Source organism: Pseudomonadota bacterium (assembly GCA_008501635.1).
In the GTDB taxonomy this organism is placed as follows: Bacteria; Pseudomonadota; Gammaproteobacteria; order QQUJ01; family QQUJ01; genus QQUJ01.
Genome location: QQUJ01000015.1, coordinates 1 through 22,448, shown reverse-complemented (window position 1 = coordinate 22,448; position 22,448 = coordinate 1). Strand labels below are relative to the sequence as shown.

Here is a 22,448-nt window from a genome sequence, read left to right as displayed (position 1 = left end):
TCTCCTAGGGAATACTCCGCGCGATCCATGGCCCGATCAGGGTGGTGACCCACAACGGGAGTCGTCGCCAGGTTGATATTGCCAGGCGATATTTAGGGTTATTCACGTTGAGTTGAGGTATGTGTCCGCCCTGCGGCATGTAATAGTACCAGTGCAGTGGCCGTGATTCGGCGTTCCATTTCCGTTTAAAGCTCTCACCGCCGGATTCGGTTGTGGAACGCCCCAGGTGAAAGCGTGAAAGGCCGCGTTCACAGGCGTCCTTGATCATCTCCCAATAGAGTACGTAACTGGCCTGCAAGTGCCGTGCCTCGGGGCGCGAGCCTAGCCAAAGACCCTCTACAACCTTGTTGAATTCACCATTGAATGCAACGGCAATTGGACGGTTTTCCTGTCTGCAAACGAATATGCGTGTGCGGTTGGGATAGTGGCTAATGATCTCCTGAAAATAACGTCGGTGATATATCGGGGTACCCATCGAGCGCCAGGCTTCGGAAATCACCTGATAGAATTCTCCCAACAACTCCGCCCCCCCCGCTTGTACGACTACGCCGTGTTTGTAGACGCGCCGTATGTTGGTGCGGTGTTTGCTGGCGAATCCCTTCCACACCGTCTCAGGATCGGCATCCAGATGCAGCGTCATACTGACCTTGTGTCGAGCGACCGGCAGATCCATCGCCAGCGTATGGGGTGAACGGACCTCCAGGTAGTCGGCTCGCACCCTTTGGCTGATGGCGATGGCCTCCTCAATCAGGCATCTCTCTGTTTCGGCGTCCACGGCGACAGCACCACCATAATTGACGAAGGGTAAAGAGCAGAGGATGCGGCCAAACAGCCGGCTGCGCAGCAACACCAGCGGCAGAACGCCTTGAGTAAGCTCGCCACGCTTCGCTATCAGGTAAAAGGTTTCGTGGCCAAAGTGGCTCTGGTTGATACTCTGCCAGCCATGGAGATGGTAGAAGGAGCCTCCCGGGTGCTCATCGAGAAAGGCATCCCATCGATCCGGGCGGGGATCGTCGAAGGTTTCGACGCGAACAGGCGTGGAATGAGGGTTGGATAACCCTTCCGTGGCAGACGTCATCTTGTCCATAGTGTGCGAGAGCATATTACCGCAGGATCCGTGCAAGTGTGCGAACCAACTCCTCTGATACGATTTTACGTCCATGCCGATTGAGGTGGCCACCGTCATCTGTATAAGCGGGGTTCAAGGCGGGTATTTCGGCTTCCGTAGCGGGTTGAATGCGGTGACATTTGTCACGGCCGGTTTCCACGTATGCGAGATCGAACAGGCTGGCGTGACTGTCGTACCGGACTCGCAGAACGTCGTTGAATATCGTGCGGACCCGGTTGTCAGCCATTGCCGAATCGCTGCGGCCCATGGCACGTGCCAGGACAGTCTTGAGCCCTCGTCGCCGAGCGGTCAGCGGCACGGTGCAATGCACCAATTTCAACCGTGGATAGGTATTCTCCAGATCATCGAATACCTGCAGGTAGCGATCGCTCAGGGCGCCGCTATCGCAAGTTACGGTCACATCCACGTAACAAAGCTTGAATATCGCGATCTGGACGTCTTGACCGATACCATCCCTGAGTAGCCGGGCGAAATGTTCGAACTTCGACGCGGGGTCCCTGTTGCGTCCGATCCGCGTGTGGCAAAAGATGGGGATTTCGCCAGGTCCCGGTCGATCGGTTTCGAAGATCTTGAGCGGGATACCCTGTACTTGGGCCAGATCCCGGAGGCCTTCCACAACATTGCCCCCCACCGACTGATGGGCGAAAAAGATCCGCGCCTTCGCGATCCGCTTCAGGTCGTCGCGCAGATCTTCCGTGGTAGGGGTTTTCTCGATTAGCTTTACTATATCCATTGCTCGGCCGATAAGCAGAAGACGGAAGCGTAACCTAATTTCAATTATACGAAAACATGATGAAAGTCATTCTTTATTTTGATAATATTCAACTTGAGCTTGAATCCCTGTCTTCTGTCTCCGGTGACGATCAAGGAATGCCGCACCCTCCGCATAACCGCAGGATCGAGCTCAATATTTACCAGGCAGCGCGAAAACCTTGTTTACCTCGATCCACGCAGCTGTGGTGCGGTTTCGCTCGCAGGTGATGAGCCATGGAGTATGTCTTCTGGATTGCGCTGCTGGCGGTAGTCTATTCCTACTTTGGATATCCGCTGATACTAATGGCTTTAGAGAGACTTGCGCCTCGGCCCATAGTTCGAGTTGCACCTGGTTTTACGCCTTCGGTCACGATCATCGTACCGGCCTACAATGAAGCCACCGTCATCGGCCGTAAGCTCGAAAACCTGCTCAACCTCGAATATCCCCTGGAACGGCTGCAGATCATCGTCGTTTCCGACGGTTCTACGGATGCCACAGACAGCGTGGTGGAAGCTGCCGCCAATGACGGGCGTTTGACCCTGATTCGGGTCGCTGAGCGCCGCGGTAAGGCTAATGCCTTGAATGTCGGGTTAACAGCGGCGACAGGTGAGATCGTTGTGTTTTCCGATTCGTCGATCATGCTTGATCCGAACGCCCTGCGCGCTATTGTCGTGCCATTTGGCGATCCGGCTGTGGGCTGTGTGAGCGGTGAAGATCACATACCAGAAGGGGGCGGAGAAGGGCTGTACGGGCGTTACGAACTGTTTCTCCGCAACCGGGAGTCAGCCATCGGCTCAATCGTTGGCGCCAGTGGGTCGTTCTATGCCCAGCGACGGGATTTGTGCCAACCCTTTGTGGATGGATTGGCACCCGATTTCTTATCGGTCCTTAATACGGTTGAGGCAGGCTACCGTGCGGTTACCGAGCCGGCGGCCTTCGGGATCATGTCCGCGGTAAGAAACCCCGGCGAAGAATTTAGTAGGAAAGTACGGACTTTGCTGCGCGGTATGACGACGTTGTGGGAAAAACGAATGCTCCTGAATCCGCTTCGCTATGGTCGATTCGCTTGGGTGCTGTTATCTCATAAAGTGATACGCTGGTTGGTTCCACTGTTTTTAGTGTTGCTGCTCCTTAGCGGTATGGCGCTCGCCAAGCATCCATTTTACCTTGTTATGCTGATGTTGCAGTGCCTGTTTTATGGTGTCGCCGTCCTGGCTTGGCGTCGTGTCTCGGGTCTGCAGGATCGGGTTCTAGGGAAAGTGCCGCTCTATTTCAGCGCCGCGAACCTCGCAGTGGCCGTTGCTTGGGCCAAGTTCCTCTTGGGGACGCGGCAGGAAATTTGGGAACCATCGCGGCGCAAATGATATGGTAGGGAAAACATATAAGGCGAACATGGATGAGGCATCTTGATCATTTCCCATTCTATCAACTCGGATTGATCACTAGGGCAGATCTCATTCATGGCCAAGATATCGAATCTGATTACTGTTCTCGATTTGCGGGATTCACCTTGGGTCGACGGTCCTGGCAGAACCGTTTTGGACTGCGCCGAGACTATGGATCCTACGCGTTGTCGCATCGTAATCGGTGTATTTGACGGTGGTAATGCCGATAGCACAGCGTACGAGCGAGAGGCGCATAAGCGCGGCCTGACGGTGGAGCGAATTCATGAGCGGCGATCTCTTGACCCGGGTGTCTTAAATCAAATAATGAGAGTCGCTCGAACTCACAAGGCAGACATCCTTCATACTCATGATTTCCGGTCCGACCTGTTCGGCTTTGCCGCAGCCCGAGCGTTACGGCTCCCGATGATATCGACCGTGCATGGGTGGATTGCCAATGACTTTAGGGGTCGTATAAGCACTGCTCTAGACAAAATCATCTTAAGATCAGCAGATCATGTCATTGCCGTTTCCGAGCAGACACGCACACAGCTTGGCACATGGGCAGCGAAGCAGCGATGTACCGTTATTCCCAACGCATTGCGTATAGAGCGCTATCACCCAAAACGGTCAGCGCGTGCATTCCGCACCGCCAATGGAATCAGCGAATCAGAATTGATAATCGCCAATATCGGTCGCCTCAGTCCGGAAAAGGGGCAGATGCCTTTCCTCAACGCAGCTCGCGATTTGCTGGAACGACATTGTGGGTTGCGGTTTGTATTGTTCGGGATTGGACCGGATTGGCCGAAGTTGGAGCAATTCGTAAACACCCACCGAATGCAAGAGCGGGTAATTTTCGCTGGTTATCGTTCGGACATGGTTGAGATCTACAACGAGTTGGACTTGGTGGTGCAGTCGTCGGTTACCGAGGGAATGCCAAACGTAGTGCTTGAGGCACTGCTCATGGAGGTGCCAGTGATCGCGACCGATGTTGGGGGTACCCGTGAGATAGTGAAAAACGGCGTGACTGGAACGCTTATTCCATCGGATGATCACTCAGTGTTGGTGAACGCATTGGAGGAATATCTTTCAGATCCTTCGACATTCAAGACAAAAGCGATCAGAGGCAGGAAAGACATTAAAGCTCGCTTCGATCACGCGCGGCGGCTCGAGCAACTTGGGGATGTGTATGATCAGGTACTGAACAGGCGCTCGAGGTTTGATCGATGCTTTTCTCGTGGCTGATTCTAGTCTTCATACTGGAATATACACGGCCTGATCACTTTCTGCCGTTTATCACCCAGCTCAAACTTTATTCAATACTACCGCTGGGATTGTTTTTCGTTACTCTGGTCTCGGCGACCCGTACACCAAATTCCGAGGTGCTCAAATCCACAACGGGTAAGCTACTGCTGGCGCTGTTATTGATTGCTAGTGTTTCAGCACTGTTTGCTATTAACAAGAATATGGCGTGGGATAAATGGCGGGCGCTGCTTGGTTATATCTTCCTCTTTTTTATGGTGGCAAAGCTGTGTGATGACCGCAAAAAGATAGCATGGTTGTTTCGTACCGTAGTAGGCATGCACCTATTGCTTATCTTCCAGAACCCAGCCCTTTTGACTGATCCCAACCTACGTAGCTACGTAGAAAATGTTACATTTCTGGGCGACGGTAACGACTTTTCCCTCTCGGTAGCTGTCGCACTGCCGATGTCTCTTTATCTGTTCCAATCCACAAAGTCGAAGGCAGGAAAGGTTTTCTACGTATTAGCGGCTATTGTGTTGCTAGGAGCTGTAATGGGTACCCAGTCGCGCGGAGCGGCTATAGCGATCATTGCGGTGGTTTTATACTTGTGGACTCTCTCGCCGCATAAAGGCAAAGGGATAGTAGTGATTGCGTCTGGTCTGTTGGTTGTTCTGGCAGTTGCGTCGGAGACATATATATCCCGTATGCAGACGATATCCCACTATCAGGAAGATGGTTCGGCTATGGGCCGGATCGAAGCCTGGAAGGGCGGGATCAAGATGGCGAATGAACGACCGCTGGTAGGAATGGGACCAGGATGTTTCTCGGTGGCATTCGGAAGTCGTTATGCACCACCAGGATGGCCGTGGTTGACCGCGCATTCGATGTATTTTTTGGCACTCGGAGAGTTGGGCTATCCGGGCTTGCTTCTGTTTCTCTGGTTGTTATGGACTTTGTTTCGCGGCAGCCAACGCATTATCAGGTCTATCCCTCGAGATACAGAACCTGAGCGGCTCGAATACCGGCGGCTGCTGATCGCTGTAACTGGTAGCATAATCGCATTCGCTGTAGGCGGCGCATTTCTCTCTGTGCTTTATTACCCCCACCTCTACGTTATCTGTGGGATCACGTTCGCGGTGTGGCGTATTTACGAACTGGATTGCGCCAAGGGTGAAGAGAGTATATCGACAAGAAAGGTGGAGAAATGCGGAAGCGTGAACGCTGTGCCGGATGAAATAAGTCGCCATGGGCGTTCACCATGATGAATAGCCTTTTCGCAGGTATAGTTGGAACGAAGAGGCATGTTGTGGAGAATGGTGCAGTATTGCTTGCATGAAGATTCTGTTTCTCAGCCAAATAGTACCGTACCCACCGCACGGCGGCGTGCTCCAAAGGGGATTCAATATCGTCCGTGAGATCGCACGCAATCACGAACTGCATCTGATGGCATTTTTACATCGGGATATCTTGCGGACCGATGTGGAAATCGAATACAGCCGGCAGGTGCTTGGAGGATTTTGTCATTCAGTTGAGTATTTTGATCTATGGCCGAAGCGCTCCCGACTTGATCGCTTGGCCGCCATCGGGGCGGGGCTGGCGCTGCCGGAGCCATTTAGCGTCATCGCCCACAGGTCACCCGAGTTTGCACGGCGAATTGGGGAAATGCGGAATGAACGCGACATAGACGTCATTCACTATGACACGATCGCGCTGGCGCGATTTCGCAGAGCGGCTCCTGACTTCGCATCTGTATTGACCCACCACAATATCGAGTCCCAACTGATGGCTCGCCGCGCAGCGGTGGAACGATGGCCGGCTTGTGCCTATCTGGGCATGCAGACTCGCAAACTCATCGCCTATGAAGCTGCGATGAGTCCATGTTTCGACGTCAACATCATGATGTCTGGGCTGGATGAGCAGGCACTCAGCAAGATAGCACCGGGTGTGGAAACTACGGTAGTACCTAATGGTGTTGACGTAGAGTATTTCACACCGCGAACAGAGTCTCCGGAAGCCGCCATGATATACACGGGCGGCATGAATATGTTCGCTAACCGCGATGCTGTAATGTATTTTGTCGATCGAATCTGGCCCTTAATCAAGCAAGCGCGTCCAGATGCACGTTTTGATATTGTAGGGCAGGATCCCCCACAGGAACTACTGGCCAAAGCCCGCAAAGACAGCGGACTGCATATACATGGTTATGTCGAGGATATACGGCCCCTCGTCGGAAAGGCAGCGGTCTACGTCGTACCGATACGGGTGGGAGGAGGTACTCGGCTTAAGGTTTTGGATGCGCTGGCACAGGGCAAGGCCATCGTTTCGACATCGGTGGGGTGTGAGGGAATCCGGATTACTGGAGGACACGACATTGAACTCGCGGATGACGCTGACGCATTTGCGGCTCGTGTAGTTGCGCTGCTCAACGATCCGCCGCGGCGTCAGGAGCTGGGTAATAATGCCCGTCATTTGGCGGAATCCTACTATGCGTGGGGACCGATCGTAAAGCGCCTGGAAACGGCGTATGAACACGCGATATCAAAACGCAAAGGACGCCGGGAGAAGGTGGAATGAACCCCGTTGCCAAGCGCCTTTATGACAGGCTGCCATCAGGGCTTCAGAATCTTATGGTAAGCGGTTTCGGTTGGTGGCTGGACCGCAACCGCTATAGCGGGCGATTTGTAGAGTATCAGGAGTTTCTGGAAGAGAGCCAGTGGTGGTCGCCGTCCGAGTTGAAGGATTGGCAGAACGAACGTCTGAGCGGTATCATCAAGCACGCCTACACTGAGGTTCCGTATTATCAGCGGCGCTTCGCCGAGCACGGCGTCAATCCGCAGGATATTCGAACCCAGGATGACCTACACAAACTGCCCGTACTGACGCGCAAGGAAATTGTCGACAACTTCGGCGATCTGGTTGCAAGGAACGTCAACCGGAATTCGCTGCAACTCGGGCACACAAGCGGCACTACGGGTTCACCCCTGGAAGTGCTGTACGATACCGACGCGACGGAGCTCACCTATGCCATGCTCGACCGCCAGTACCGGTGGGCGGGGATACACTTTGGGCATGGCGGGGATCGCGTTGCAGTGCTCCGCGGTAACGTGATAGTACCTCTGGAACAACACAAACCGCCGTTCTGGCGGTACAACCATTATCACAGTCAGCTTTTGCTCTCAGCATTCCACATGTCGGCAGTGAATTTACCGCATTACGTGGCGGAGATTCGCCGCTACCAACCGATGGCGCTGGATGGATATCCCTCGACTCTTTATGTTCTAGCGCGTTTTCTGTTGTCCGCTGGAGAGGAATTGCCGCTACGCGCTGTTATTTCCGCCTCAGAAACTCTCTACGATTTTCAACGTGATGCGATCGAATCCGCATTTCGATGTCAGGTGTTCGACTATCTCGCCGCTGCAGAACGGGTGGTATTCAGTGCGGAGTGCGACCGACATGAAGGGCATCACTTGTGCCAAGAGTACGGAATCACGGAGTTTCTCGACACCGACAATCGCCTGGTCCCTAATGGACAGTCAGGCAAGATGGTCTGTACGACGCTCCACAATCGGGGGATGCCATTGATTCGATATGTGACCAATGACGTTTCTGCGATGAAGATCCAGACTTGCTCGTGCGGACGCGGCCTACCCCTGATGGAAGATGTAACAACCAAGGCAGAGGACATCCTAGCGCTGTCTGACGGTCGAATGATCTCGCCTTCGGTGTTGACCCATCCGTTCAAGCCCATGCACACGGTTGAGGCAAGCCAGATCGTGCAGGACGACTACGATAGTATCGAAATCCGTGTAGTACCAGGCGTTGGATACAGCGAAGCGGATACGCAACACCTAGTAAGGGAGTTCCACCAACGTCTGGGCGACGAAGTGCATGTACGGGTCACGCAGGTCAAGGAGTTGGAGCGTTCGCGAAGCGGGAAATTCAAGTGGGTGATATCGCATGTTTCCGGAGGTGTGCAAGTACCGGATATGTGATGACGACAGGATACAATGTGATTTTCACAGAACAAACGCGATGCAGATCCAGGGTCGTAACCCATAACACAACCCCGGAGGGTTGATATCACGCCTCGACGTCTCGGAAAACGGTGCAAGTAGTTTAATGAGGAGCGGTACTTCAAATGTGCGGAATACTGGGAATCGTGGGTCGCGATAATCGAGGCATCGACCGCGAGGTGTTCCTACGCGCGCGCGATATTATGAATCATCGCGGTCCGGATGACGCCGGGTTTTATCATGATGAAAACGTTATGCTTGGACATCGCCGATTGAGCATCATTGATTTGGGGGGTGGTCATCAACCTATGGCAGCCGCCAATAACGATGTATGGATCGTCTTTAACGGTGAGATTTACAATTTCAGGGAATTACGCGCATCGCTGGTGAGCAAGGGCCATACATTTCGGACCTCATCGGACACGGAGGTAATTCTTCATCTTTATCTTGAGGAGGGGAGCAAGGGCTTTAAGCACCTCAATGGCATCTTTGCATTCGCGATTTGGGACAGGCGAACAGGGGAATTTCATCTCGTTCGAGACCAGATGGGAGTCAAGCCTCTCTACTACGCAGTGACTTCGCGGGGTTTGGTGTTTGCATCTGAGATAAAGTCTCTGTTGGCTACCGGTTTGGTGGAACCAGAACTCGCGGCGGATGCGCTTCCTGAATACCTGGTTTTCCGGGATGTGGCGGGCGAGCGCACTATGTTTCGTGGCATTCGGCGCCTGTTGCCGGGACATCGACTCTCAATGGTAGGCGGCGATCACCATACTCATCGATACTGGAATTTGCACACTGAGGATCAAGAAGCGTTTCAAGGAAATTTCGATTCGGCGGTGGATGCTCTGGATGGGTTGCTAAACGATGCTGTAAGAATGCAGATGGTTAGCGACGTGCCGCTTGGAACTTTTTGCAGCGGGGGAGTCGATTCAAGCCTCATTACGGCCCTCGCTACCCAGCACGCGTCGGAACCCATTAATACATTCTCCGTCGGTTTTGACGAAACGGATTTCGATGAAAGTCTTTACGCACGCAAAGTCGCAGCGCACTGCGGCACTGTCCATTATGAGATACGGTTGTCCAACCGCGATTTCGCCGACCAACTTGAAGAGTTGATCTGGCACAACGATGAGCCACTGCACTTCCCGAATTCAGTGCATATTCATGCAGTCAGTCAGTTGGCGCGCAAGCATGTGACTGTTGTGCTCACCGGGGAAGGGGCGGACGAACTATTCGGTGGCTACCCTCGTTACCAGATACCGGGTCTGCTCGCTCGCTGGCAACGTGTACCAGCACCCGCCCGCTCAGTTTTACGAACCGTGTCCCGATTACTGGGAGATCATCGTGTCGAGAAACTGGATCGTTTTAGTTTGTTGCCAGAAGGCTGGGATATTCTAATGAATTCCGCTTCATCGGACTCAGAACGCCTTCGGCTACCTGATTCATACATCACGCAGGCGATAACACCCTATCGTAGGGCGCTCCATGAGGCAACGGCGACCACCACTGATGCGGTCCGAAGATTGTCCCTTCTCGACCAGCAGACCTACCTGGTATCCATCCTCAATCGTCAGGACAAGATGAGTATGGCGACCAGTATCGAATCACGTGTGCCGTTCCTCGATCCAAGATTGGTATGCTTCGCCAATTCACTTCCTACGGCATACAAGCAGAGTCGGCTGGACAATAAGCGCGTCGTCAAGGCATTAGCCTTGCGGTATTTGCCTGCGGAGGTGATCAAGCGCCGAAAATCTGGTTTTGGCGTACCGCTGGCCGCATGGTTCCGAGCAGGGGATGGTTTGGATGCGTTATTGGTAGATACATTGGAAGATGATTTAGTGGTGGGGATATTTGGTGCAACGAATATGCGGGCTATGCATCACGAACATCGCCAGGGAAAGGCAGACCATTCCGATGCTCTATGGGCAGTATTGAATCTTGCACTTTGGCGTAAGGCGTTTGGTATAGACGGCGGTCTCAAAGCAGCAGCTTAGTGGTACGCCTCTTGTAGCCGTACGAGTTGATGATATCCCGTTGCACGGTTATCACAAGGCACCCCGGTGCACGGGTTCTCGAAAGGCGGTCCAGTAGCCCGGCGGCTAGCCTGCGATTGAATATTGTTACGACCCGTTTCGATTCCCGAAACATAAGTGAAACAGGGTCCTGCAGATTGAATACATAACTCAAGGAAAACGGAAGCATGACTGACAGGGTGATGAAAATCGCGATACTGGGTGGCGGTAAAATGGCAGGGCAGCATGCAGCAGCCATTACTACCTTGAGGAACATGCGACTGGTGGCAGTGGCAGATCCAGTAGTGCCCGAGGGCGAGTTAAAGACAAGATTTGGATCTGAAGTCACCATCTTTCGCGACGCGAAAACCCTCCTGAAGGAAGTTGCGCCCGACATTGTGCATGTGGTGACACCGCCAGGAACTCATGCCGAGCTTGCTCGACTCGCCCTTGAGCACAATGCCCACGTCTATGTGGAAAAGCCCTTTGCGTTAACCGAGGCAGAGGCTAGAGAAGTACTCGAACTGGCTGAAGCGAAAGGCCTCAAAGCTTGTGCCGCTCACCAAGTGCTGTTTCAGGATGCAGGACGCAAGTATCGCGAATACCTTCATCTAATCGGAGAGGTGGTTCACGTCGAGAGCTATTTTTCCTTCAAGCCCGTGCGGCGTAGAGCTGATGGCAGGGGAAGTATCACACCGGTCGAACAGCTAATCGATATTCTTCCCCATCCCGTCTATCTGATGCTTTCTGCTTTTGAAGGCGATGATACGCCACCTATGGCATTGCGCTCTGTCGATGTTTCTCCGGAAGGGGAGGTTCGCGCTATGGTAACCATAGCGAAGCGCACCGCTCTACTCGTTGTTACTTTGCGTGGACGTCCGATAGAGTCCTATTTGCGAATTGTCGGAACCAATGGATCCATAAACGCTGACTTCATCCTGGCCGGGGTGACCAAGCTGCCAGGACCTGGGGCTTCGGCACCTGCTGTAGTCCTGCGCCCCTTTAGCCAGGCACGGCAGGTGGCGTTCGGCTCCCTAGGTACATTGTTCAAAATGTTCTTTCGCCGTCACAAGAGCTACCCTGGATTGGCGGAGTTGCTGGAAGGTTTCTACTCAAGCATCAATGGACAAGGGGATGCACCGGTATCGGCCGCGAGCATCCTTCAGACGGTGAAGATCTGCGAACAGATTGGCGAACGGTTGCTGGAAGCCGAAAAGAAAGCGGAGACCGCTGCCGCAAAGTCACTTCAAACAATAGAAGCACATCTTGCATCGCCGCATCCGAATTACAAACCAGTACTGGTAACTGGCGGAACGGGTTTTCTTGGCAAGGAGGTGGTATCCGAGCTCAGGAGTCGCGGTTGGCCTATTAGAGTGCTTGCTCGCCGTCTGCCAGGTTCCGCGCAGCGGGTACCTGGCGTGGAGTATATCGAGGCCGATTTGGTGGATGACCTTCCCGAGAAAGCGTTCGACGGTATCGAGGCTGTGGTGCATCTTGCTGCCGAGACTGTCGGCGGCAAGGAGGCCCATGAACGCAATACCATTGAAGCAACCCGCAACGTACTCGACATCGCGGGTCGCCGAGGGGTGCAAAAAGTAATTGACATCAGCAGCATCGCGGTGCACAAGCCAAGCAGCGAGGTGGGCCATCCCTTGCGGGAAGACGATCCAGTGGATATGGATAATTTGGCGCGCGGTCCTTACGTCTGGGCCAAAGCGGAAGCAGAGCGGTTGGGACGCGAACTTGGCAGGAAACACGGTTTTGAGACTCGGACGGTACGCTTGGGGCCACTGGTGGATTTTCGCAGTTTTACCCCGCCTGGACGTTTAGGGCGTGAAGTGGGACCACTTTTCGTAGTGGCCGGTATGCCGGGAAGCGAATTGAGCGTGTGCGATGTGACCACGGCCGCACAAGTTGTTCGTTATCTGGTTGAGAGATTCGATGAGGCTCCGCCGGTAGTTAATCTCGTGGAGGCACCGCCCCCGCGGAGACGCGAGTTGGTAGATAGGTACAGAACTGTCCGACCGGATTTGCACTTTTTATGGCTGCCGTTTCCTATTATCAAGATGTTGGGATGGACACTAAGGCTGGCTTTGAGAGTGCTAAAATCTGACAAGTCCTCATTGGATCTCTATGCAGCATTTGCAAGTGAGCAATACGACACCACCTTGGCGGAGAGGGTTATTGGCAAATCGCGGGAAGATACTTACGAAGATGACGGTCCGGAGGAAGTGAAAAAACAGGAGAAAGCACCAGAACTGGTACCCGAATAGATGTCGTACCAGCTGAAGTCTGGTTGGCGAAATTGACGGAAAACAACTTACTTGTCTAGAACCTCATGAATGTTGTGTCAGAGGATGTGCCGGAGAGGCCTCTAAGAATCGCTTATTGCGAGGGGAACGTGGACGGCACCATAGGCGGATCATACTTCAGCCTTCTGTTTCTTGTCTCAAGGCTCGACCGCAAGCGTTTCATACCATTCGTGGTTTTTCACCGTGAACATGCGTTGATGGACAGGTTCGAAGAGGCCGGCATCGAAACTGAGATAATCCCACCTCCCGAACCGGTTACTTGGGGGCTGAAGCAAGCGGAAGGACTGGGCTCGAAATGGATGTTGCCTGTGGTACTTGCTAGGAAAGCGATTAATTTGTTCAGGACTTTCGTTTGGGATGCCTTGAAAATCGCCAGATGGTTACGCAATCGAAATGTGGATTTACTTCATCTAAACAATTCGGTAACTCGAAACCACAGTTGGATGCTTGCAGCCCGCCTTATTGGCATCCCCTGTATAACTCACGAGCGTGGTATCAATACTCATTATTCAAGACTGGCTCGCTATTTCGCACCACGACTGTCGAAGGTGATATGTATCTCGAAGGCTGTGCGGGACCATTTGATTACGCATGGTGTGAGCAAGAACAATCTGGTTGTTATTTACAACGGTATCGATTCTGATTTATATCAACCGTCAAGATCAGCGATTGAGCTAAAAAGCGAACTACGAATCGCGGAGAGTGCCCGAGTAATCGGCATGGTAGGTAATATACGCAGTTGGAAGGGACAGGATGTCGTGATAAAGGCGATAGGACATTTGAAGGCACGCTACCCAGAAATTATTTGTCTATTTGTCGGCGATGCGACCGAAGCAGACCGACCCTATCAGGAGTATCTTCAGCGGTTAGCGGTAGATCTAACAGTCGCAGAAAATTTGGTATTTACAGGCTATCAAAAGGAGGTGGCCGACTTCATAAGCATCATGGACGTGTTAGTTCACGCTTCCGTGGATCCTGAGCCGTTCGGTCGAGTTTTAATTGAGGCAATGGGCCAGGGAAAACCTGTGGTTGGCGCTGGTGCTGGCGCTGTGCCGGAGATACTGATTGCGCCCGAGTGTGGTTTGACCTACCCGCCAGGCGATGACGACGCATTGGCTGAAGCGATTGACCAATTGCTCACCAACAGGAGTGTGGCTATGGAAATGGGCGCAGCAAGTCGACGCAGAGTTATCGATGAATTCGGATTGGACAGAAATGTGAGTGAAACGCAGCGCATTTACACTGATATCCTAGAAGAACGTGTGGGCGTGGGCAGTTAAACGGTCATGGATAGATTTTATGGACCTATTGTGTTGTGCTCATCTGACAACCTGAGATCTCTCAGAGGCCGTGTCGCCTTATCTGAATTATCACTCGCACATTCAGAGAAGCGTATACGGCAATGCCGGAAAGAATCATTCCAAGCAAGCCGATAGTTGTCATGCCGTCGATTATCAGGCTAAGCCCATAAACCGCACTACCCATTACGGCAGATTTCCAGAGAGGGTCGGCGATAATGAGGATGATTTGTGTTATCGACACTCCAACATCCCGTTTAATAAAGTACATAAATCCTAACCACTGAACTGCCATCGACAACGTGACGCCTGCGGCGGCTCCTAATAGACCGTAATAAATAGTTGCGGGAATGATTAACGGTACAAGTATTGCGAGTCGTATCAGACCTACATAAAGAGGTATCTGAGGTCGTCCAATCCCTTCGAAGAGGTATCCGTCAATGCTGGCCAGCGCGCGAAACAGGCCAAAGATAACAAGTATCTGGAGTGGAATGACAGCATTGAGCCATTTTTCTCCGTATACAACATGGATGATAGATGCCGCCGTTACCAAAACGCCGACCGTCGCAGGCAGTGTTACCCGCAGTACTAGCTGTAAGGTGCGTAAATAGGCGCGATGAAGAGCAGCATGATCAGCCTGAAGACTACTATATGCAGGCATCATGATGCCCGAAACAAGCTTCGAAATACTTGCAGTGACTAGATTGGCAATGGTGAGTGCGAGCGTGTAGTAGCCTAATTGTTCTATGCCGAGAATTTTGCCAATAACCGCAGTATCGAAGGTCGATGCTACAAATATTATGGCTGAAGATGCAGTGATGAATTTACCGTAGGAGAGTAGCTCTCTCGCAATTCTCCAATCTATCGTGACTCGCGGAGTTCCTTGAACAAAATAGTAAGATAATGCTGTATGGACAGCTGTGGTGGCGAGTTGTCCGATGACAAGCGCCCAGACATTGCGGAGCAGAATTGCGGCAACGATGGTAATTATACTACCTAGTAAAGCGGATGACTGATTCAGGTAGGAGAGTCGCCGGAAGTCAAGTTCTTTCTGCCGTGCAATGGTATTGATGTTGAGGAGTCCGCCAATAATGAACAAGATCGACATCACTTGGATCATGCGTTCCAGCTCATCAGATTCGAAAAACCAAGCAGCGAGTGGAGCAATTGTAGCCAGCGAGATTGCCAGCAACACACCGCGCGCGAAAAGCAATGTGAACGCCGTGTCCCGCGCTTCTTCAAAGGAAGAACGCCTTTGAATCAGTGCTTGGCCAATTCCAGGGCGTGTGAACGTTTCCATGATCCGAATGACCATGCCGCACAAACCCATCAGCCCAAACATATCTGGCGTTAAAAGCCTGGCTAGAAATATCGATTTAACGACTGCAATTACAGTGACGACCATTTCTCCCAAACTGACCCATATTCCGGATCTGATTACGCGGGTTTTTACGGATCCGTCATCCGACAGAGCAAACCTTAATAATTTCTTGGCAGCACGTACTAGCACGGAGTAGTCCTATTGGTATTGATGTAGATGTAATCAGCCGAAGAATTCTCTCAGCACATGCGACTTCGACGTAGGGTGTATTCACACATCCTGCTATCGAGTGCATCTCTGGAACTGCAGGGGTCCCGAAAACCACATTCTGTGCTTCCTACGGACCCTAAGAGGCTGGGGTTCGTAAATGCGATCTGGATCGACGGGAGCAGGCAAGATCGCGCAAAAACTGCGATTGCGAAGTTATATCTATGATGCTTCACCCAGTATTTTTCTTGCATACTGCTTCCGCGTCCATGTACCTATTGTTTTAATCAATTTTCCGCGTGCTGCTGGAGACGAGAGTATGTGATTGGCATGTGGTACCACTACAACATTGTAAACATCGGCGTATTGCGAGAGCACTTCACGATTGGGCTCCTGGAACTTCTCGGTGAATTCGAATGTCCATCGATCTTGGCCACCGAATATCAACAATATCGGGTGCCGTTGACTTGCCATGTGTTGAAATGCGGGTAGAAACTTAGGGTTGACGTTGGAGGGTTTTTCGCGTGCGGGCTCGTGCTTGGGTAGAGGTTTAGGTCCGGTGATCTCGCGGAGATAGTGGTAGAGCATTTTGAAGATAATCCGGTAGTCACTTCGGAATGTTAAGAAACGAATCCAGGAATTAAACCTGCGTAGGTTACCAAAATACCGCTTCTCCAGACCTTTCAGTTCCGCGTCAGTGACGAAACGCCAATAGTCCTGTTCTCCACCTTCGAAGCTCACAGGCATGCCCAAGCTTACCAGTCCCTCGATACGGCGATCTTCGACTGCCGTAAGCAGCCCCGTTATGGCTCCACCGCAGAGGCCTGCAGCAATAATTCGGCTACAATGCAATCGGCTTTCGATCCAGTCAATTGCGGCTACAGTATCGTCCACATAACAACCGTCTTGGATAGCGTTGTAGATCTTCAGTACGCGCTGCTCGTGGATTTCGCCTCCGGAATCACCCAATCCCGAAAAATCGAATCTCAGTACACAGAACCCTTGATCTGTGAAGATCCTGCTTAGCGTGTGGTAGAGTTGATTTGGTCCAACACGCATCTTGATGCCGGGTGACAATAGAAGAACCACGGCGTCTTTTCGCGGTGCGATTGGTGATTCAAGGATACCCACTAGCTTTTCATTATGGCGATTCGCAATTATTACGGCTTCTCGCTTAATCATGTAAGCTCTTCCATCCATTCGATACTGGCGTTTTCAAGATTCGGAGCGGATCCGTAGAAGGTTTTGATCTCACGCCAGAATGGTTCTTCGACTACGGTGAGTGTCAGCCATTCCGGAGATTTTTGCGCCCATGCCTTGTATTCTTCTCTAACAGGTTGGCTGAGTGATTTACAGATTTGTACGACTAGTGCATGGCTTGGTACGTGTGAGTATCCCCTGGTGCCAACTACCAAAAAATTGTCCAAAGAATCGAAGAGTTTGGCGGTAAGATTATAGCCTTCTATATCTATCGGTTCCCCTTGTCGCATTTTGGCGATCAGTGCTTCACGAGGAGTGATGACTTTGCCATGAGCTGCCATCTGACCAGACAAATTGCTTCTGAGTAGCCCGTGAAGGTAACGCGATGTATCTAATACAGGTTCCCAGGTTAGAGATGTATTGACCTCCTCGATTCGATGAGCAAGGGCGATAGCCATCGTGCCGCCAAGACGTAGACCAAATGTCCCTTGGATGCCATCTCCGGAGGATTGATCGCATAGCTCGCGCCATCCTGCTTCTAAATCCATGAGATAGTCATCAAGACTTGCTTCTCCAAATTCACCATCACTGTCTCCCGTGCCACGCAAATCCATTCGGAGTACGGAATACCCGATCTGCGCCAACCGCCGCGCGAAGCTGACATATACTCGATGCGCCCAGAGCTTTTCTTCGAATAGTGGATGACAGAAGAGAAATCTACCTCTTACGTTGGTCTGGGGTCTATGAAGAACAGCAAAACGAGCTGTTCCGTCCACTTCAAAAAAATATGGGACCTCGTTGAAGCCACTAGCGGACATTGCCATAACTCAATAACTCTAGGCGATGCGCGCGCCAACAGTCCTCCAGCGGTAGTAAAGACCGGTTGAAGATCTCGAGTATGGTGTAAAACAATAGATCAATCAAATAGATAGCGTATCGACTTTTCATCGCCAAATGGTATCGGGTTGGGTATGTAGGAGAAGCATTTTAGCTACAAACGCCTGCTGTTACACTATGAATAACGTACGATGAGCTACCTAAGAGCGATGTTGAATTTCATTTTGACCTCGGATCAAACTCTTCGGGCAAGTAGTTTGTCAGCGCTTCATACCGTCCATATTCGAGGATATCGAGAATGACTTTGAGCGGCACAACAGGCCGGCCCTTGGTTGATACACTGCTGGTAAGATCGCTCGCAGCCATTGTCTTGCTGCTTCGTGGCGGAATGTTTGCCGTCCTCGGACGTCGATACGCAAGCATGTGTGATCTGTGCCGGGTTGTGCGGATTGCCCACAAAGGAGTTCTGCAAAATTTCGCGTACCGTGCCGTAATGCAAGCGGTAAACAAGATCAGGTTGACCGGCAACAACTTCCTGGTAGACGCGTACCTTGCGGAGCCAGCATCGAAAAAATGCGCGGATCTATATTCAATTAGTGGCACCGGCCCTCACGAGATATTTCGAGATCTCATAGTACTAAAGAGCCCAACGTCTGGCGAAAAGGGTGTAATCCTACTTAAATACGGGAGAACATTTGAGGCGATGTTCGCCATTTTCGATGTTGGGGCTCTTATGGAGCGTTATCAATTCGTTTTGGAGCCGTGCTGGGCGGGTTATTGTGACCCAGCGATTCTCATGTATTTTGCGCCGGGACACCCTGTGTTTATTCAGGTGTTCACCGACGAAGATTATCAATTTATCAAGGAGATTGGGCCTCCCTTCGTGCCTGTACGGCTTGGGCCGGCAGACTGGGTGGATACGGTTTTGTTTGCTCCTAAGGAAGCGACCACGAAACACTACGATTTGGTCATGGTAGCGAACTGGGCGCGCCATAAGCGACATGCGCTTCTGTTCCAGGCGTTAAGGAAGATAAAAGATCGGGAGATTCAGGTATTGTTGGTTGGGTTTCCGTGGGGCGGGAGAACGGCTGAAGATATACGCCGAGAAGCGCACAGGGGAAAACCCGCTAATATACACATAAAAATCGTGGAGCGAGTGCCCCAGAACGTTCTAGCTCGTTACCTCCAGGAGAGTCGGATTTTTGTGTTTCTATCTCGCAAGGAGGGCGATAACAAAGCGTTAGTAGAAGCTATGTTTGCCGATCTTCCGGCAATCGTCTTTGATAAGACTATTGGAGGAGCGCGTAGTCGAATAAATACGCATACGGGTTTGCTTTCTTCAGAGGATGATCTTCCCAATAAGATCGTCTACATGTTGGACCACTATCAGCAGTTCTCCGCTCGCGAATGGGCGGTCCGGAATACAGGTAGCGAAATGGCAACGAAAAAACTCAGTGACGTCATCAAAATTACGGTTACCGAGGCGGGGGGCAAATACTCGCACGCCATAGCTGAAAAGGTAAATGCGCCGAATCTTGCTTACAAAAACCAGGAAGAAAGAACAGTTTTTGAAGCTGATTATCAGTTGATACTAGCCAACAGGCGCGGTAAAGTGCAGAGTAACTCATTGATTTAGCGCCGCAATCAGTGTTATCGCATGGTGCGCATTCGTAAGAAATTGACTAGTCGTGACCGCATTCACGGTAACGTAGATTCCTTTTTTACTAACATCATCCCTGCAAATGAGCATCCGTCTGGCAAGGGATCCATATCTGACGATACCCATATTGCTGGGAATATGATCAAGTATCTCCTTGTTCAAGAAGCCCATTGACAACGCGATATCAAGTACGTGTAGGAAATACCAAGCTAAGCCGGTATGCCGCCAATTGGCGCGGAATTATATGAGGATATTGTGATGATTGATCGCGGTTTTTTCCGATTTATGACTGGTCTGGTGGTGGCGACCGTATTCGCTTGGACGCTGCCAGCATTTTCTGCGAATTACCCGTTGGAACTCGTGTCACCACGCGCTGCCGGAACTGCGCCTGCAGTTGGTAATGCATCGATCAGCCAAACCCATAGAGTATTTAAAGCTTATCCAGGTTTGGAGTACAACATCCGCGCGGTGGTCGTCGGTGGTGCGTACCCGTACCAATTTGCCCTTACGAATGCGCCGTCAGGAATGACAATTGATGAGAATACTGGCCTCATAGTATGGGAGAATCCGCAACAAAATGCGTCGCCAACGTTAATTGTTACAGACTCAGAGGGTGCGAGTGCATCGTCAACATGGACAATCGACGTAACCAGCTCAGGTTTCAAGTTTGTTGATGCGATTCGAGGCGGTTCGTATCCAGCGGGTACGGGGACAATAGATAATCCCTGGCGTAATCTTAGTGACCTTATCAACGCATCCAGCGCAACCGCTGGCGACATCGTTTACTTTCGTACCGGCGTATATAACGCAGAAGGTATCCCACGCGGAAGTGTCGGTAGTGCATGGGAGAGGATTGAGTTCTCAACGCATCGTAATAAACCCGTCGCTTGGATAGCGTATCCTGGCGAGGCGCCAGTTATTGATTTTGGCTTCCGTTCAGGAATTGATCCAGGGGTGTTAATCAGATTTGCTGGTCCTAATATCTATGTTGATGGATTCGAGGCCAGAAATACCAGAGTAATCGGATTTCAGCTTTCTGACGGGGAAGGTAGTAATTACGCAGTATTTCGACAATTGAAAATGCATGATCTAAACATGGTCCGGGCGAACCTTGAGGGTACCAATGCATCTTTAATTATGACGACTTCAGCGTATTCTAATTCTAATACAGGTGGCAACGCGAGTACGTGGTCTCAATACCCGGCAATCCAGGATTGTGAGTTCTATAATGCGCCAGTTGATTTGGCCATCAAGACTTACTCACTGTGGAAGTCCCTGATAGAAGACAACGTTTTTCACGATCTAAACTATGGGATCGAGATCAAGGCGGATATGCCACAATTTACGTACCGAGGGAACACACATTATGGATCGCCCGGTAGAGCCATAGGTGGAAATATGCACTCCTTTACGACTCATGGAGAGATACTTTTTAATTTAGTTAATGAACCGTCTGGCCAATTTGCCTTGGATGTAAACCAAGATAGTCAGGCAAAGAGAATTGACATATATAGGAATACATTTATTGGGCGAGTCCGGGTGCGCAGTGTCGATTCCAGTGATGGCCCATTCCGTTTATATAACAACGTAGTAGTTAATAACGATTCTGGTACCGGCTCGGCTCCACATATCTATCTGGAAGAGATTTCGGATCCGTCACGCATTATTGTTTCTAACAATATTACGGGGTATCCCGGTGACAACATTGTTGATTCATCTGGCGCACTAACATCCGCATATAGCGAATACGTAACGACACATGGGAGCGAAATGCGAACGGGAGGTGGACTAATTACGGCAGCGCCGAGTCACCCAGGTAATGTATCTGTCGAACCTCAATAGGTTGAAGCGGGGCGGTATGCTGGAAAACGGGGGTCATCGATACTATTGTTCTGGCAGTGAGCTTTTTTGCAACGTGCTGCTGATCGGAGAAAAATGCCGATACTAGATGGCTTTGTTCGTGTGTGCGGACTGACGATTCGCCGTAAACATATGGCATCTGCGGCAAGGATAATAGCACAAACTTGCGAGTGGTATTTATCGTGTCACTGGAACCAACAGTATTGGGACATGAGCAAGAATGGCGAGTTGCTGCCCCTTGAGCACTTGAAGTCATGCACAGAGACAGGAAATGGTGTAACTATCTTCGATATTGGAGCAAATAGAGGTGATTACGCGAGATTAGCAAGCACAGTTTTACCGAACAGCATAGTGCACTGTTTTGAGATTATACCAGATACAAGACTAACTTTGAGAAAGATGCTCTCAGGTATGTCGAACGTAATAATTAGTGACTATGGGTTATCCAATAAAAGTGGCTCTCTCGATGTGGTGTGCGAGAGCGAAAATGACGAACGTGCGCATGTGAAGTCACGATATGATACGGAAGGTGGATATTTAAGTTCTGTAAGAGTGACGACGGGTGATAGCTATGTTGGAGAAAGAGGTATAGAGCGTATAGATCTATTAAAGATTGATACGGAAGGCCACGATATGATGGTTCTGGAAGGCTTTAGAGATTCGTTGAATAAGGGCGTGATAAGGATAGTTCAATTTGAGTACGGTTACACTTGGATAAGAAGCAGAAAACTACTAAAGGATGCTTACGAACTGCTAGAGTCTTCAAAGTATAAAGTGGGGCGCCTGTATCCAGATGGCGTGATGTTTAAAAAATATAATTGGGTGAAAGACGAACATTATAGAATGGGAAATTATGTGGCAGTGCACGAGCGCTCGGAAGATATATTTAACTTGTTAAAACTTAGGAACCTCTGATTAAGTTTGGTTAGAAGAGTGTATTGTCAGAAGACACAAGTTCAAGGTGGGAAGCGCAGATAATAGCTGGCTATTGCAAAGGAACGTCTGAATAAGTTATGCAAACCAGCACGGCCGATTCAATATGTTTGTGTTTTTCATCATAAGGAGCGTTTGCAGGCAGTATTCGGCTCAACATGGGCCGTTTTCTAGCCGTTTTGTGCGCCGTTGCGGTTTATCAGGCGCACCAATCCTATGTCGGGCATCGCAATCGTCGCCGCGCCAGGTACAGATTGGTCAATGCACTCAGTACAAACAAGGCAT

At 51.0% G+C, this 22,448-nt stretch carries 15 protein-coding genes; 10 read left to right on the top strand and 5 right to left on the bottom strand.

Going from position 1 to position 22,448, the window contains the following annotated elements; all coding sequences use genetic code 11:
* Positions 1-4: 4 nt before the first annotated feature.
* Both DWQ09_07490 and DWQ09_07485 read right to left on the bottom strand, forming a co-directional pair.
* The gene (locus tag DWQ09_07490) at positions 5-1,186 is read right to left on the bottom strand and encodes a FemAB family PEP-CTERM system-associated protein (protein ID KAA3628674.1); all 1,182 of its coding nucleotides are present in this window, start codon (positions 1,184-1,186) and stop codon (positions 5-7) included.
* Entirely contained in the window at positions 1,104-1,862 is a 759-nt protein-coding gene (locus tag DWQ09_07485; GenBank protein KAA3628673.1) for a hypothetical protein, read from the bottom strand. Before DWQ09_07485 ends, DWQ09_07490 begins: the two co-directional genes overlap by 83 nt.
* Before the next feature lie 254 nt (positions 1,863-2,116).
* Here DWQ09_07485 and DWQ09_07480 point away from each other — a divergent pair, with 254 nt between their 5' ends.
* The 8 genes from DWQ09_07480 (at position 2,117) to DWQ09_07445 (ending at position 14,127) form a co-directional block, all read left to right on the top strand.
* On the top strand, positions 2,117-3,247 hold the full coding sequence (locus tag DWQ09_07480; protein ID KAA3628672.1) for a glycosyltransferase family 2 protein: 1,131 nt from the start codon (positions 2,117-2,119) through the stop codon (positions 3,245-3,247).
* 96 nt (positions 3,248-3,343) lie between these two features.
* Positions 3,344-4,510 carry a glycosyltransferase family 1 protein gene (locus DWQ09_07475; GenBank protein ID KAA3628671.1) on the top strand — a complete coding sequence of 389 codons (1,167 nt, stop codon included), beginning with the start codon at positions 3,344-3,346 and terminating at the stop codon, positions 4,508-4,510.
* Positions 4,492-5,772, top strand: a complete 1,281-nt coding sequence (locus DWQ09_07470; GenBank protein ID KAA3628670.1) for a hypothetical protein — start codon at positions 4,492-4,494, stop codon at positions 5,770-5,772. Before DWQ09_07475 ends, DWQ09_07470 begins: the two co-directional genes overlap by 19 nt.
* Positions 5,773-5,842: 70 nt before the next feature.
* Positions 5,843-7,084 (top strand): glycosyltransferase, encoded by a 1,242-nt coding sequence (locus tag DWQ09_07465; protein ID KAA3628669.1) that lies wholly within the window; start codon positions 5,843-5,845, stop codon positions 7,082-7,084.
* Positions 7,081-8,502: a phenylacetate--CoA ligase family protein gene (locus DWQ09_07460; GenBank protein ID KAA3628668.1), complete on the top strand. Its 1,422-nt coding sequence runs from the start codon at positions 7,081-7,083 to the stop codon at positions 8,500-8,502. Before DWQ09_07465 ends, DWQ09_07460 begins: the two co-directional genes overlap by 4 nt.
* 146 nt (positions 8,503-8,648) lie before the next feature.
* Positions 8,649-10,517, top strand: a complete 1,869-nt coding sequence (gene asnB / locus DWQ09_07455) for an asparagine synthase (glutamine-hydrolyzing) (GenBank protein ID KAA3628667.1) — start codon at positions 8,649-8,651, stop codon at positions 10,515-10,517.
* A 206-nt stretch (positions 10,518-10,723) separates the two neighbouring features.
* A complete protein-coding gene (locus DWQ09_07450) occupies positions 10,724-12,808 on the top strand; it encodes an NAD-dependent epimerase/dehydratase family protein (protein KAA3628666.1) in 2,085 nt (694 codons plus the stop codon).
* A 65-nt stretch (positions 12,809-12,873) separates the two neighbouring features.
* Positions 12,874-14,127, top strand: a complete 1,254-nt coding sequence (locus tag DWQ09_07445; protein KAA3628665.1) for a glycosyltransferase family 1 protein — start codon at positions 12,874-12,876, stop codon at positions 14,125-14,127.
* 61 nt (positions 14,128-14,188) lie between these two features.
* Here DWQ09_07445 and DWQ09_07440 read toward each other — a convergent pair whose 3' ends face one another.
* The 3 genes from DWQ09_07440 to DWQ09_07430 all read right to left on the bottom strand — a co-directional run bounded on the left by DWQ09_07440 (position 14,189) and on the right by DWQ09_07430 (position 17,697).
* Positions 14,189-15,550 carry a lipopolysaccharide biosynthesis protein gene (locus DWQ09_07440; protein KAA3628664.1) on the bottom strand — a complete coding sequence of 454 codons (1,362 nt, stop codon included), beginning with the start codon at positions 15,548-15,550 and terminating at the stop codon, positions 14,189-14,191.
* 345 nt (positions 15,551-15,895) lie between these two features.
* Positions 15,896-16,855 (bottom strand): hypothetical protein, encoded by a 960-nt coding sequence (locus tag DWQ09_07435; protein KAA3628663.1) that lies wholly within the window; start codon positions 16,853-16,855, stop codon positions 15,896-15,898.
* A complete protein-coding gene (locus DWQ09_07430) occupies positions 16,852-17,697 on the bottom strand; it encodes a hypothetical protein (protein KAA3628662.1) in 846 nt (281 codons plus the stop codon). Before DWQ09_07430 ends, DWQ09_07435 begins: the two co-directional genes overlap by 4 nt.
* A gap of 311 nt (positions 17,698-18,008) precedes the next feature.
* Between DWQ09_07430 and DWQ09_07425 the strand changes: the two genes are divergently transcribed.
* Together DWQ09_07425 and DWQ09_07420 are read left to right on the top strand one after the other, a co-directional pair.
* Positions 18,009-19,346: a glycosyltransferase gene (locus DWQ09_07425; GenBank protein ID KAA3628661.1), complete on the top strand. Its 1,338-nt coding sequence runs from the start codon at positions 18,009-18,011 to the stop codon at positions 19,344-19,346.
* A gap of 1,959 nt (positions 19,347-21,305) precedes the next feature.
* Positions 21,306-22,145 (top strand): FkbM family methyltransferase, encoded by an 840-nt coding sequence (locus DWQ09_07420; protein ID KAA3628660.1) that lies wholly within the window; start codon positions 21,306-21,308, stop codon positions 22,143-22,145.
* Positions 22,146-22,448: the final 303 nt, after the last annotated feature.

Bases quoted from the DNA above. Each gene is read 5' to 3' on its own strand.
- DWQ09_07445 (KAA3628665.1), top strand. From the start codon at position 12,874: ATGAATGTTGTGTCAGAGGATGTGCCGGAGAGGCCTCTAAGAATCGCT.
- DWQ09_07480 (KAA3628672.1), top strand. From the start codon at position 2,117: ATGGAGTATGTCTTCTGGATTGCGCTGCTGGCGGTAGTCTATTCCTAC.
- DWQ09_07470 (KAA3628670.1), top strand. From the start codon at position 4,492: ATGCTTTTCTCGTGGCTGATTCTAGTCTTCATACTGGAATATACACGG.
- DWQ09_07450 (KAA3628666.1), top strand. From the start codon at position 10,724: ATGACTGACAGGGTGATGAAAATCGCGATACTGGGTGGCGGTAAAATG.
- DWQ09_07420 (KAA3628660.1), top strand. From the start codon at position 21,306: ATGCCGATACTAGATGGCTTTGTTCGTGTGTGCGGACTGACGATTCGC.
- asnB (KAA3628667.1), top strand. From the start codon at position 8,649: ATGTGCGGAATACTGGGAATCGTGGGTCGCGATAATCGAGGCATCGAC.
- DWQ09_07430 (KAA3628662.1), bottom strand. From the start codon at position 17,697: ATGGCAATGTCCGCTAGTGGCTTCAACGAGGTCCCATATTTTTTTGAA.
- DWQ09_07485 (KAA3628673.1), bottom strand. From the start codon at position 1,862: ATGGATATAGTAAAGCTAATCGAGAAAACCCCTACCACGGAAGATCTG.
- DWQ09_07465 (KAA3628669.1), top strand. From the start codon at position 5,843: ATGAAGATTCTGTTTCTCAGCCAAATAGTACCGTACCCACCGCACGGC.
- DWQ09_07440 (KAA3628664.1), bottom strand. From the start codon at position 15,550: ATGGTCGTCACTGTAATTGCAGTCGTTAAATCGATATTTCTAGCCAGG.
- DWQ09_07425 (KAA3628661.1), top strand. From the start codon at position 18,009: ATGACTTTGAGCGGCACAACAGGCCGGCCCTTGGTTGATACACTGCTG.
- DWQ09_07475 (KAA3628671.1), top strand. From the start codon at position 3,344: ATGGCCAAGATATCGAATCTGATTACTGTTCTCGATTTGCGGGATTCA.
- DWQ09_07435 (KAA3628663.1), bottom strand. From the start codon at position 16,855: ATGATTAAGCGAGAAGCCGTAATAATTGCGAATCGCCATAATGAAAAG.
- DWQ09_07460 (KAA3628668.1), top strand. From the start codon at position 7,081: ATGAACCCCGTTGCCAAGCGCCTTTATGACAGGCTGCCATCAGGGCTT.
- DWQ09_07490 (KAA3628674.1), bottom strand. From the start codon at position 1,186: ATGACGGTGGCCACCTCAATCGGCATGGACGTAAAATCGTATCAGAGG.